The 14700-nt window shown below is 44.0% G+C and carries 6 protein-coding genes; all 6 read left to right on the top strand.

Going from position 1 to position 14700, the window contains the following annotated elements:
• Positions 1-3: 3 nt before the first annotated feature.
• Genes CDH51_RS12605 through CDH51_RS12585 form a run of 6 tightly spaced genes read left to right on the top strand, consistent with a single transcriptional unit; the run spans position 4 to position 14685 of the window.
• Complete coding sequence (locus CDH51_RS12605) at positions 4-4203, top strand: hypothetical protein (RefSeq protein ID WP_157807110.1); 4200 nt, start codon at positions 4-6, stop codon at positions 4201-4203.
• 10 nt (positions 4204-4213) lie between these two features.
• Positions 4214-7564, top strand: a complete 3351-nt coding sequence (locus CDH51_RS12600; protein WP_157807109.1) for a carboxypeptidase regulatory-like domain-containing protein — start codon at positions 4214-4216, stop codon at positions 7562-7564.
• Positions 7564-9099 (top strand): contractile injection system tape measure protein, encoded by a 1536-nt coding sequence (locus tag CDH51_RS12595; protein ID WP_100628884.1) that lies wholly within the window; start codon positions 7564-7566, stop codon positions 9097-9099. The genes CDH51_RS12600 and CDH51_RS12595 overlap by 1 nt, the downstream gene beginning before the upstream one ends.
• A complete protein-coding gene (locus tag CDH51_RS12590; RefSeq protein WP_100629435.1) occupies positions 9093-10442 on the top strand; it encodes an ATP-binding protein in 1350 nt (449 codons plus the stop codon). Before CDH51_RS12595 ends, CDH51_RS12590 begins: the two co-directional genes overlap by 7 nt.
• An 11-nt stretch (positions 10443-10453) precedes the next feature.
• Entirely contained in the window at positions 10454-10621 is a 168-nt protein-coding gene (locus CDH51_RS20075; protein WP_157807108.1) for a hypothetical protein, read from the top strand.
• A gap of 2 nt (positions 10622-10623) precedes the next feature.
• A complete protein-coding gene (locus CDH51_RS12585; protein WP_100628883.1) occupies positions 10624-14685 on the top strand; it encodes an eCIS core domain-containing protein in 4062 nt (1353 codons plus the stop codon).
• The last annotated feature ends 15 nt before the right edge of the window (positions 14686-14700 follow it).

The following is a 14700-nucleotide window of genomic DNA, read 5'->3' as shown; positions in this document are numbered from 1 at the left end:
GCTATGCTCACACCGACAACCATATCGAAGGAAAAGCCGAGTAATCCAGTGATGGATTATGAACTCTTGCGAAAAGAGGCGATAGCATACATTCAGCGCCTATCTGGAAAAATTTGGACTGATTACAATGCGCATGATCCAGGAATGACTATTCTGGAGGTTCTTTGCTACGCAATCACCGATTTGGGGTACCGGAGCAATCTCCCTATTTCAGATTTACTGGCTGACTCAACAGGAAGTCTGAAAGATCAATTTTTTAAGGCTTCAGAGATTCTCCCCTCCAAAGCACTGACGATCAACGACTATCGGAAACTTCTGATGGATGTCGAGGTGGTAGAAGATCTTGATGGAGAAAAACTTAATGCGGGAATAAAAAATGCCTGGATTGAAATCCGACCAACCAACGAGATTCCTGTTTTCCCAGATCGAAAAGAGAAAAAGCTCGCCTACCAGCCCTTCCCCAAATCAGAAAAAGCACTTCAAATGGGCATTCTGTACGATGTCTTGCTGGAATTTGATGAAAACGAGCTCCTAGGAGATCTAAATGAGAATAAAATCTCGATGGAAATCCAGTTGGATGAACATCCCGACTTGGCTGGAATGGTCATCGATATCCAAGTTGAATTCCCACGATGGGATGCTGAAATCGATTGGAATGATCCCAATGAAATCAAAAAATCGATTATCGATATTGTCGTCCAATACCAGAATGTCCCTGATAATTTTGAATTAACCTATCGCACTACCTCTTCCAACACGATAAAAATTGAGGGGAGTGAACTTACCCCATCGGGACCAAAAGCCATTGAGGGGCTTACTGCCATCAACACCCAAGTAAACAACTTTGTCTTCAAAAACGAGGATGGGATTTTGAGTTTTTACCTTCTAAAAATCAAAAAGGTAAAAGAGATTCTGGCTGAGGCCAAAAAAACACTGTATGCCAACCGTAACCTTTGTGAGGATTTTGTCAATTTCCACGCACTTCGTGTGGAGGAAATTCTTGTTTGTGCAGATATCGAGCTGCATGCAGAAGCCGATGTGGAAGCTACCGAGGCTGCTATTTTCACTCAAATCTCCAAATTTCTTTCCCCTCAGGTTAATTTTTATGAGTTGGATGAGATGCTTCATCGCTGCAAATCAGGAAATCTCGAAATAAAGCGATTTGAGCAAAAACCGGGGAAAATATGGCTTAATCTTGCCGAAGAAGAGTATCCAAAAATAGGCTCGCTGATTAGCATCGTTGGATCGGGAAATAATGTGGGCAGCTATTCGGTCACCTCAATTATCCCTGACAAGAAATCTCCAAATCTTGCTCAAATACAGGTTAGCCCCGCTTTTCCAAGCCCTATTTTGCAAGATGAGGATCGAGTCTTCATCGGAGACTGGTCTGCTGAGCAGTGCACCCCAACTGAAAAGATTTTTGAAGGTCCACTTCTCAAACATGGATTCATTGATGAAGAGGAGCTGGAAAAAGCCAGTAGAAAATCGAAAATCCATGTATCCGACCTTATCCACATCATCATGGATATTCCTGGGGTCAAGGCCGTGAAAAGCATTCAAATTGCCAACAAACCTCAGGATAATGAGAGTGGAGAAATTCCTAGTAAAAGCGTCAAGTGGTGCCTGGAGCTGGCAGTTGATAAAAACTACGTCCCACGCCTAAATATCCCTGAAAGTAAATTGGTGTATTACAAAGAGGAGCTTCCTTTTGTTGCCAACCGGGAAGAGGTGGAGGATATACTTTCCTCACAAAAAGAAACTGAGCGAACTCAAAAAATTCGCAATGCGCAGGTAGATTTTGAATTACCACGTGGCACATTCATGAATCCCGGAGACTATTTCTCTATCCAAAATGACTTTCCCCAAGTATATGGAATCGGTGAAGATGGAATGCTCCCTCCTGCCCTCGGTAGACCGAAAAAACATGAAGTGAAGCAATTAAAGGCCTTCTTGATGGTTTTTGAGCAGTTTCTGGTCAATTATCTGCAGCAATTATCCCATATCAGGGATCTCTTTTCTATGTCGGCAGAGCTGGATTCTTTTGGCAACCCACTTATTGACCGGACTTATTTCACCAAAAGTCTAGAGAACCTAGTTCCCGATTCAGCCGACCTATGGAAAGATCTGGTCGGATTAGAAGACCTGGTGAAAAACCTTGCAGAATCAGAGGAAACTTACTTGACGCGGCGGAATGAGTTCCTGAATCACCTTTTGGGAAGATTTGCAGAGCAGGTGGTGGACTATGCAAGCCTGAGTGTGCGAATCGGAACTACCACTGCCAAACGCCAACTGATCGACGACAAGCTCCGCCTTCTCAATCATTATCCACAAATCTCATCGAGAAGAGGTCAGGGCTATGATTACTCGCGACATGATTCATTTTTCCATATTGAAAATCAATCAGGATTGGAGGATAGAATCGGGGCTCTCTATGGATTCAAGAAAAAAGATTGGTCTTGGTTGCGATTTAGCCCATCCTTTGAAATCCGTGAAGACTTGACTGGCTGGACTGTGTGGGTAAAAGACGAATTGGATCAAGAAATATTCACCCTGGCCAAGCTATTTGAAACTCATGAGGAAGCTGCTTTGGCTTTGGAAAAGACCATCAGTTTGGGCTCAAATTCTGAAAATTTCAGTATCACAGGATCAAGCGGAAATTATCTGGTCGAGCTCATTTATGAAGAAGAAATAATCGGGGAAAGCATTAAAAAAGATTTTCCCAATTCGGACAGCGGTGGAGAAGCAGCAATTTTTATTGAGAAAGTAAATGCCATTTTCAGAGAAGAGTTCCTCTTCAATGCTCGTGCTAACCGAAAAAATCTTAGCCTAAATCTCGAAAACTGGTATGATTACAGCATTAAGGTAAGCCTTGCCCCCGAACCTCCACGCTATGAAATCGAATTCGAATTCTTTGATGCTCCATTTGGGCAAGGAAATCAAATCCTCACTGGAAAAATCACCGAGGAAGTCCCAGGTGCCACTACTGAGGAGGAACTGGAAGATTTAGCTGAGGAAAGAATCAAAACTCATATTTGGCAATTGGTCGCTTCGGCTTCTCGGTCTTCAGGATATCAACTAGACCCTGACGATGCTTCTCCTTATCACTTTTACTTGGTAGACCCTGTATTTGGAAATACCCTAGCCAAGTCCAACGAAGCCGATTTCAATACCCCCCTCGCTTCCGATTTGCTAGCTGGGGTATTTGGTGCTCCTTATCTACAGCAAACAGGCTTCCCGGAAATTGAAATAAGTCTTGAACAAGCTGTGGCTCAAGGGAGCCAACTTCTTTTGAAGTTTGATCAGGTTCCTCAGAAAAAGGATTTGATCGAATTTAGAAAAGGCTTTCCCATTCTTAGTGTTGATTCGGACTTACACGAAATCACCATTGAAGGCGACCACCATACCCTTTGGAGCCAAGGAGATCAGGTCAAAATTAGTTTCTCCCTACAAGGTGAATTGTCTTCGGTATCTTATGAAATACTTGAAAGTCGAGTATCAGGAGGTGACACCACTTTAGTAACAAAAAAATCCCCAAGACCTGACTTGGAGGGAGGGGAAGTCATCATCAGTAAAACCTTTGAAGTGCTAAGGGTACTTGGCAATAAGGTACAAGTGCATGGTGGAGAGGAAGAAAAAGCCATCGAAGCTATGCAGCAATTCTTCCAAATGGAGTTTTTCGATCTGGAAGGGAGTCATCTATTCGAGCACATACTTTTGAGACCCAAATACAAGGGCTCCTATACGTATCCTGATGAATTAGGAAACCCAGTGACCTCAACAATTGAAGACCGCCTTCTTGACCCTCACTTCCAAGAGGAGTGTGACTGTACCCTAGATGACCCATACACCTGCATGGGTCACCTCATTCTGCCTTTTTGGGTAGGCCGATTTACCAATCGGGACTTCCGAAACTTCATAGAAAAAAAGATCAAACTAGAGACCCCGGCACATGTCTTTCTTACCGTGTGTTGGATCAGTCCTGCGCATATGGAGGAGCTTGAACTCGCCTGGAAACTTTGGCATCTCGAAGCTCAGAAATCCGTACCCCATCCGCTTCACCTTTCCCAAGCCCTCCAAAGGCTGATTGAAGCGCTTGAAAAAGTCCGAAACGTCTATCCCGCTGGTACTTTACATGACTGCGACGAGGATGACAACCTGGACAATTCCATTATTCTCAATTTCTCATCTCTGGGAGAATTCTAATCCGAATACTATGAGCCAGCTTATTTCCAATTATCCGATTTTTGAAGGAAGCCAAGTCCTCACCAGTGCCCAGCTCAATCAGCTCAGCGCCTATCTCGATCAACAAAATCGACTGACCCGTTCCAAGCTAATTGGAATTGGTATTGTCTGCGGTCTCAAGATCAAACCACTCTCCGGAGGGCTTCTGATTAGCAAAGGATTGGGAATCACTTCGGAAGGCTTTTTGATTCAAATCGGAAGAGATTTCGAAGGCAAATACTACCGACCCTACACGCTTCCGGAAGGAGTTACTTATAAGCCTTTCGGCCAAGAGGAACAGGATGTCACGCTTCATGAAATTCTCAGCGAGGAACCAGATGATGATGAAACAGTCAAGAAATTAACCAATCCCTCCAATTTTTTAAACGACAAATTTGTCCTTCTTTTCCTGGAAATATTCGATCAAGACCTCAAGTCATGCCTGGGGAATTCCTGTGACGATCGAGGTCAAAACCGATTGCTAACGCTGCGAAGATTGTTGATCTCCAAAGAAGACCTTGACCGGATCCTCCCCGAACGTACTGGGAATGTATCTGGAGACTTTGGGCAGGCACTCGAATTGGCCGATTTCCATCTCAAGCGTCCCCTATTCTCTCCAAAAGGACCTGAATCCAGCGAATGGAAGGCTTTTGTCAAAAAATATCAGAACCCCATAAAGGAGCTTCTTTCCAATAACTTCTGGGAAAATATAGCCAAAGGTTTTGGGGTTTTCTCGCCCATTTTGGAGAAGACCTTTGATTTCAATAATCCATTTGAATCAGACAGTCTTCGGGAAAAAATCAAAAATCTCGAAGAGCTCATTTCCGCGGATGCCAAAGAAGTCGTAGGCATCCAATACCTGTATGATTTCTTTAAGGAGCTTGTCCTTGCTTGGACCGAGTTTTTAGAAACTGGTCGAAATTTATGGTATAGCTGCCCCACGGACCCTTCCCTTTTCCCTCTTCATTTGATGTTGGGAAGAGCCAGGGCTCAGGCGGAAACAGCCGCAGAATTTTACCAATACCGACACGGTTTTGTACAGCCCCCTATTTACAATGATCAGCGGGAGGAGAAAGAGCGACTTGCCCAACAATACCGCCGATTGATCTTGATGATCGAGACATTGGAACTGTCCATCATTCAGGAGGGGGGAAAGGAATACCCGGTGAAGATCACTCCTTCCAAAGAAAAATATGGGATCTTGGGAGAGCGGAGCATTCCCTACTACTATGATATCAAAAGCAAAGGCAAAACGGGTTCTTGGTATTCCTTAGAAAAATCCTGGCCAGATCCACAGCGGAAAAACACCTGGTCCCCACAGCGGCAAGGGGTACTTTCCTATGACAACCAACCTGATTCTCCTACAGAAAAAGATGGATTTCTTGAAAGCCCTCTCAACTATGATTTGGATCTCTATCCGTTTTTCAGAGTAGAAGGTCATCTGAGTCAAAGCCTGGAAGAAGCTCAAAAAAGTATTGAAAAGTTGATCAAACAATTAAACCTTCCCATTCATGTACATGCACTACACTTGGATGAAGGTGAGGAAGAAATGCGTGATCGTTGTGGCTGGCATGATCTACAGGAGGAATATGCCCATCAGCGATTACTTCTGATCGGTACGGCGAGAGACATTCGTGAGGTCATTGAGTATGTGAAAAGCATCCGTGCAGAATTCAACTCGGAAAATCTGCGAACCGCCAAAGAGACGATCAAAGAGGACAGCGGTGAAATATTCCTAAAACGAGTCAGCGAGTCCTTACCAGAATGCTTAGATCAATTGGATTGGGAGAAATTTCAGGAGGCTTACAAAGAACTCTTGGAGCTTATTCTTGACTTTTTATTACTCCGCCTTCGCCTGATCAATCGCCTTCGGGTTACCCCTCAAATTCCAAATATTGTGCTTCAGATGTACAATGGCATCATCTCCAGAATGTCTCCTTTGCTCTATCGTCTTTTGGACTTGGTTTTCTTCAGCAAAATTCAACGACTATACCTTTCCTATCTCAATAGAATTCAACAGCTAAGTAGAAACAACCTTTTTGCCGATTTCCTTAAAAGAAACCCAGGCCTCGAGCACCAATCGGGAGCTTACAGAGGAGGGACACTTATATTGCTTTATCATCAAAAATCTGAGCGGATCATCGGAGACTTCTCCTTGCCGGGAGAAATTTGCTCCTGTGAGGATTGCTTTGATGCATGCGAAAATATGGACTGGGGGCTACTTCCTCCATTTGCTCGACCCGATTACGCAGTCACACTTGCAAATGTCCCCATTTTGGTAGAGCCAAGCCTTAATGACCGCCTGGCTATTCCTAGAACTTACGAGGTAATCTTGGTCTCCTCTCAAAGTGATGAAGGAGGTGAGGTCAATCAAGATGAAAGCAAAAATAAGTTTTTATATACTCCCAAGAAGGACTTTGTAGGTATCGATCGCTTCGAATACAAACTCGTGGATAAAGAGACTGGAAAATCTGATACGGGAAAAGTAACCATTCTAGTCCATGAAAATGCCAAGTCATGTTACTCTGCAGAAATTTTGAAATGCTGGGGTCTCAAAAACGTCGTAGACACATTGAATTTCAGGGATATCAATATTCCCGATCTGGCCACACCAGAACAAACTATCAATTTACTCCTAGAAAGCCTCCAAGAAACCAAAGGATTCACTTCCCTCGAAATGACTCAAGGACCGCTAGAATCCGATGAAAGTAAAAAGGCTCTTCTTACTTGTTTGGGTATTTCCTTCACGGGAGAGACAGGCACGAAGTTGAACCGCTTGATTCTTGACTATCAGCAAGCTAACTGTGGCGGATCTGAAAATGACTGTACCAGTCAGGCAATCCAAGGAACTGTCACAGATGCAAATGGAAAGCCCATTCGGGCGGCAATTATCCGAATAAAAAACACTGATATTCAAACACAAACCAGTCGAGAAGGGGCTTACGAACTAGGTTTTCCTAGTCCAGGCCAAACCATCGTGGTCTCCCAAGATGGATATATTTCGCAAGAACGGTTCATCTGCTCAGAGACAACGGCTGATTTCCAACTTATGCCTTTCCAGAGGGTGGTGCCCACAGAAGGGTATGTGGTGACTATGGAAAATTTAGACAGGAAGGAAGTTGAAACCATACTCGCCAATCGAAATATCACTTTTGAAAAAGAAGCTGATAAAGAAACGCTGATTGCTACTTTCCTCCGAGAAAACCCTGAATCAGTTCTCAAGGAAGAAGAACTTAAAGTGCTCAAAAAAGACACCCTCAAAAAGGTGCTGGAGGAAAAGAATATTGAAGTAAGGGCAAGCGAGAATAAAAGTGAATTGATCAACAAATTCAAGCGCTTCTAATGGCTAGGCATATTATCCATACACAGAGACTGGAGCTAAATTATGCTAAGGAAGAGCTTGCCAGAGCGGATCAAAATCGCTGGGGGGAAATCTACGAAAAAGAACTTTTGCCAGTCATGGAAGAAATTTTCGACAGGTATGAGCAAAATGGATTTCATCTTCGGCTTGATCGTCTTGATCTAAACCTAGGCAGCATCCCGCCAAGCCTGGATCTAGACATTTTAAAGTCACGGCTTAAAAATCAATTGGAGGATCAATTAGCTGTTTCACTGGATAAAAAACAGAAAGGAAAAGACTCTGAAAAAAGGAGTCAGGATTCAAATGATACAAGCACTCCCAGTGATGAAGAAAGCTATTCGACCTGGGAATTGTTTATTCACCTTCTCCGGTATGGAAGCAGGCCTTGGTGGTCCTCCACTACAAAAAAGCCATCTTTAAAAACAGTACTACAAGATTTAATTGAGGGAGAAAGTCCAAAACTGATAGAATTTCTTGAGCAGAAAAAATTTTCTTCTCAGGAGTGGAATAGGCTCATTCAGGTACTTGACTTTCAAAAAACATACGACTTACTCTCCCTTCATAGCCCTCACTTTTCCATTAATGCCCGAAGACTTTACTCGGCTTGCAGGAAGCTTCTGGTGAACAATTGGCTTACAAAGGATCAATTGGAAGAGCTCCTGATAGAATTCTTTATGATGGACTTGAAGCCCTTTTCGGAGAAATCAGAAGAAGAAATCAGGAAATTTTCTGCTGCCATATTTAAGCCCGATTTAGAAACAAACAGTGATTTCTTTATCCACTTGATGGCCTGGCTCCTTTCTAAAAAAACTCCTGAAATGACCGCTCCAAAAATCAGGGAAGTAGGAAAAGAATTACTTACCAAAAGTCGGACCTATGGTTTTTATAGAAGTTGGTCTTCCACTGGAGAAAGGAGAGAAAGTCTATTAAAAAAATTTACTGAGGCTTACCTCCAATATTCAAAGCAAAAAGTTAAGGAAAAACCAAAAAGGCTAGATACTCCAAAGCCCCAAGATGATGAGGTTTTCATCGTTTCCAATGCCGGACTAGTAATTCTAGGGCCTTTTCTGAAGCACTTTTTCTCAAATCTTGGATACTTGGAAGACAAAAATTTCAAGGATCAATCAAGTCAGGAAAGAGCAGCACTTTTGCTACAAAATCTTGTAGACCCTAATGCTGAATATGCAGAGGAAGACCTTCTTTTAAACAAGATTCTCTGTGGAATTCCCATTCACCAAGCTATCCCAATAAAGGCAAGCTTTTCTGACTCTGAGAAAGAAGAATCCATGGCACTACTTGAGTCCGTGGCTCATCATTGGGAGGCTTTGAAAACCACCTCTGGTCCCGCTATGGCTAAGGGATTTTTCCCTCGTGAAGGGTCCATTCGGATAATTGATTCCGGATTCAAACTTCAAGTCAACCGCCTTTCCTTTGACATTTTGATTGATCGTCTTCCTTGGGCGATTTCAATTATCAAGCTGCGTTGGATGGATCAAACCCTAATCACAGAATGGTGAATTTACACAATGATAACGCCCACTGCATTCAATTGGAGCTCGAATGGCTACAGCAAATTCTCAAGGCCCGTTCCATCCAAAATGCTAAACCAGGCACAGGACCGAGTGACCTTTTAGAAATCCCCGCCCCGGATCTGGAAGGAATTGACGCACCTTTTGTTGAGTTGGTCAAAAAATACGACTTAGGTCCTGAGCATCGCTTTCTTTTGATCATGGCAGCAGTTCCGCATATCCGTCCCCAACTCTTGGATATGTTTATGAGTCGAAATCAACAGACTCAGCAAATCTACACGGAGTTTGGAGTGAAAAAGGGGAAGCGAGCAAGTGGCATTTTGCCTACCGGCGAAACGGTGATGTTTATCCTAGCGGGTGGAGACCTTGCAAAACGATTTAAGTATCAGTCACTTTTTGAGGAGGAAAGCATCCTCTTTCGCGAGAAAATACTTTCAATGGGAGAGGTAGACCCTGAAGAGTCATTTCTATCCGGCACACTCTTGATCCAGCCAGAAGTCCTGGATATCATGACCACCGGCAGAAAGCGAAATCCCAGATTTGGCAATGATTTTCCAGCCCACCCGCTTCGCACCAATCTGGACTGGGAGGATCTCATCCTTCCACATGACACAATGCAGCAATTGAGGGAGTTGGAGTCCTGGCTACGAAACAAAGATTTTTTGATGGAAAACTGGGGAATGAAACGCATTCTCAAGCCCGGATACAAAGCCCTTTTTTACGGGCCTCCGGGAACAGGGAAAACTTTAACAGCAGCACTTTTGGGTAAAAAGATGGACCTGGATGTATACCGAATTGACCTTTCGAGGATGATATCCAAATACATCGGCGAGACCGAGAAAAATCTCTCAAAAGTCTTCGATAAAGCCGAGCACCAAGGCTGGATTCTTTTCTTTGATGAGGCTGACGCCCTATTCGGTAAGCGTACCGCTGTCAATGATGCACATGATCGCTATGCCAATCAGGAAGTATCCTATCTTCTGCAGCGCATCGAGGAATATGACGGCTTGGTCATTTTGGCCACCAACCTTAAAAGCAACTTGGATGATGCCTTTATGCGAAGGTTTCAGTCCACGATATTTTTCCCCGTGCCTAATCCTGAGGAGCGCTATCAACTTTGGAAAAACGGATTCCCCATCCAAGCAAAACTCGAAGAGAAAATTGATTTGAAGGAGCTCGCAAACAGCTATGAACTCAGCGGAGGAGCGATTATCAATGTGGTTCAGCATAGCTTGCTGATGGCCTTGGACCGTCCAGAGCGAAGGGTTCATCGAGAAGATATTCAGGAAGGTATCCGGCGAGAATTTCAGAAAGTAGGTCGTACCATTTAATCCCTAATTCCATGAAGCGAAAAGTAAGGAGAAAACCTGAACCCGAAGAGGAGGTAGAAGAACACGCTCCCGTTCTTGAAAAAGAAAAAGAAGCGGAAAAAATGAGCCCTGTTGAGCAGGAAAGAATTCAGATGACACCCAAAGAGTCTGAAAGCCCCATGAATCCACTGAATAGCTAATCATGGCAGCACAGGCAGAACGAATCCCTAGAGTATCTACTCCGCCGATAGCTCGGCATATGGGAATCGTACAGCCTGCCCTCAAAGTAGGAAAACCGGGAGATAAATTTGAGCAAGAAGCCGAGTCGGTGGCTAATCAGGTAATGATGATGCCTGCGAATTCTCAACCTGCAATGATGACTCCACTTAGCGACGGGATACAAATGCAAGTGGAGGAGGAAGAAGAAGAGCTGCAAATGATGCCGATTTCCTCCACCATATCAATGGTCAGCAGACAGGAGGAAGAGGAAGAAGTGCAGCTTTCAACGGAAGAGGAAGAGGAAGTACAGCTTTCTAGTGAGGAAGAAGAAGAACAAATCCAACTTTTTGGAGAAGGAGGTGGTACTGTCTCAAGTGATGTTTCCTCCCAAATCATCCAAAGCAAAGGCTCTGGTCAAAACCTCCCGAGTCCCATTCAGGCAGAAATGGGACAAAAGATTGGAGCCGATTTTTCTACTGTTAAAATCCACACGGGACCAGATGCAGCTCAAATGAGCTCGCAACTAGGAGCCAAAGCCTTCACACACGGAAATGACATCTATTTCAATGAAGGCAATTTCCAGCCAGGCACCTCAGAGGGGAAACACTTGCTTGCTCACGAGTTGACCCACACCGTGCAGCAAGGGGCAGCAATAAGGCGTTCGCCAGAAATGAGTGTTTCTGAAGCCGAACCGCAGGTTCAGCGGCTTCCATGGGCAGTTCGGGAAGGACTATCAAGGTTTGCCAGCTATATTCCAGGATACTCACTGTTAACAGTAATTATTGGCTATGATCCATTGGCTGGAAGAACTGTTGCCCGAAATGCTACCAACTTGCTTGGAGGGCTGCTGGGTCTAATTCCTGTTTTTGGCACCTTACTTTTCACCAAACTCTCTGAACTGGGAATCATCGATTCAGCATTTGCTTGGGTGCAGAGCGAAATGGCTGCTTTAGATCTGAGCTCTAATCGTCTAGAAAGAACTCTGGAAAGCGCCTGGGACCAAGTCTCTATCCGAAATAGCTGGGATGAGAATATGGCAGTGCTTGACCGGACTTTTGGACAATTATACCGCGATATCGTATCCTTTGCAGGGAGAGTAAAAGACAAAATATTTGAGCTGATCAAGGAGGCTTTGATGACCGGCTTGAAAGCCTTGGCAGAGTCCACCCCAGGATATCCGCTTTTGACAAAACTACTCGGAAAAGATCCGCTCACCGGAGAGGAGGTCATCAGTACCACTGCAGAAAAGATCGAAGCATTCCTTACCCTGATTGGGAAGGAACAGGAGCTCGAACGAATGCGTGCAGAAGGAACTATTCAGGAGACTGCAGACTGGATTGATGCAGAATTAGCCGCATTGAATTTCAGCTTTGAGGAGGTTCGCTTACTTTTTGAAACTGCTTGGAACGCCTTCTCTCTCGATGATCTTCGGGATCCAGTAGGTGCTTTTCAGCGAACCGTTGGGATTTTTACACCCTTCCTCACTCGGGTATTCACCTTTGCTGCAAATGTCGCTGTGAAGGTTCTTGAATTCATCAAAAACGCCCTTCTCGCTCAGCTTTCTGCCTATGCCAGAGAGCAACAGGGTTTTCACTTGATCACAGTCATTCTGGGCAAAGATCCATTTACCCAAGAGGAAGTCCCCAGGACTACCGAAAATATCATTCGGGGATTTATGGGATTGATGCCGGGAGGTGAGGAGCAGTTTCAGCAAATGAAAGAAACTGGGGCGATCGAACAGACTGTAGCCAGAATTGAAGCTGCCGTAGCCACGCTGAATTTCACCTGGGAGTATATCACCGGCTTATTTATCACGCTTTGGAACAGCTTTACTATCCAAGATGTCTTTGCACCGATCCAGGCTTTTGTGCGCATCGTACAAACGCTGGCAAGTCCTATCCAACGCCTCTTTGCCTTTGTGGTGACCATCGTGAAGATTCTGGTTGAGGTATTGCTGGTGGTGATGAACTTCCCGATTGAGACGGTACAGCAGATTATCGCCAATGCCATGTCGGCTTTCGAAGATATCAAACGGGACCCAATAGGATTCCTGAAAAATCTACTTCGCGCAGTCAAACAGGGCTTTGTACAGTTTTTTGAAAATATTGTCACCCACTTGCTAGGTGGACTGAGAGACTGGTTGTTTGGAGAACTAGCCTCAGCAGGCATCACTCCACCGGCCGATTTGAGTTTCCAGTCCATTCTAGGCTTTGTCCTAGAAGTCCTCGGGCTTACGATGGAAAATATCTGGCAACGACTTGCCTTGAAAATTGGAGAAGAACGAGTAGCTCAAATCCGGGGTGCGATCGATACCTTGACAGGTATCTGGACATTCATCAAAGATGTGTGGGAAAGAGGGCCGGTCGCCATTTGGGAATATATCCAAGAGAAAATCAGTGATCTCTGGAGTATTGTTTTAAGTCAAATCCAAAACTGGATCATGACTCGCATTATTGAGCAAGTCACAGTGAAGTTGCTCGGTATGCTTGACCCGACTGGTATTATGGCTGTTGTGAATAGCTTCATCGCATTCTATCGTGCGGTACAATCCTTCATTGAGAAGCTGCGCGAAATGTTGGAGATTGTCAATAGTTTCGTAGCCGGAGTTGCCAATATTGCCCGAGGTAGCATCGCGGATGCTGCAAACTATCTCGAAAATGCACTGGCAAGAGCTATACCTGTTGCCATTGGATTTTTGGCCAATCAGGTGGGATTGAGGGGACTAGGCACCCGAATTGGGGAAATGATTGCAAGCCTGAGAGAAAAGATCAATGGAGCTATTGACTGGCTAATTGATAAAGCACTTAGCGTGGGTGGGGCAATTTTGCAAGCAGGAAGGAATGCGGTCTCTGCTGTTACGAATTGGTGGAATGCAAGAGTATCATTCCAAGCAGCTGACGGTCATCAACACGCTTTGTATTTAGAAGGAGAGGCAGAAAACGCTTCTCTTATGATCGCTAGTAATCCTCAGCAATTTGAAACCTTCATTCAAAATCTAGATACTCGAAATAATCCGCAAAAAGAAACAGCCAAACAACAAGCACTTGCAAAAGCAATTGAAATCGATTCAGAAAAAAGGAGGCGAATTGACAGGAATCTATCTGATGAACAACAAGCTGAGGCTGAAAACTCAAAGAAAACTACAATTGAAAGGTTATTAGGAGAGCTTAGAGACATTGTTCAAGTATTTTTTGGTACCGATACTCCTGATGGTCCGCCAGAAAGAATACTTCCTAATACAGATTCGGCGGGCTATGGTATTTCAATGCACATTAAGAAGTTGCATTTGTCCAACAAACCCTCCGATGGATCTACTCCTACTCAAGCTGCTCATACTGAATATGATAAGTTGAATGCAAGAAGAACTTCAAGCGGGGCTTCTTACTACATAAGAGGACATTTACTAAACCATAATATTGGAGGACCAGGCTCTTGGGATAATATGGTTCCTCTTTCTCGAACAGGCAATAGCAGTCATGAGTCTAGTGTAGAAAATCAGGTGAAAGCTGCTTTTGATGCTGGTGCTGTAATTGAATATAAGGTAGTTCCCAGTTCTCAAAAATATAACTCAGGAAAGTCTAGCCTAATTTCAGCTATTGACTCTAGCAATGATGATGGTCCAACTAAGACGACCAAAAAACAAATAGTAGAAGCAGAGTCGAATGTTCCAAAGTCTCTAGACACGGAGGCTTATACCATGAAAAAAACCAGAAATAACAATTTTGAGAGGGATCGGAAAATTGTAAAAAAGAAAGTAGATAATCCTGTTGAAAGAAGTCTCACAAGTTATTTTCTTTCAGACGGTGGGGTACAAACCAAGGTTTATTTAAATGAAGAAACAGATGTTTCAAAAATCAGGGAGGTAACTGGACTTACCTCAGCCCAAGTGAATAAAATGATTCAAAGTCGTACTAGTCGCGGACAAAGATTCGGTCAATATGCAACTTTTCTAAGGTCGGCAGAATACCCTGAAACTGAAATTGAATCTAAAGCAAGTGAATTAGCCTCAAACAGCAGAGTCAGTCTTGGAAGTTCGGGGAGTTAATTTCTCAAATAAAAA

The organism is Algoriphagus formosus, from assembly GCF_002807035.1.
GTDB classification, from domain to species: Bacteria; Bacteroidota; Bacteroidia; order Cytophagales; family Cyclobacteriaceae; genus Algoriphagus; species Algoriphagus formosus.
Note: the sequence above shows the minus strand (reverse complement) of the source record. Positions and strands in the feature narration are given on the sequence as shown.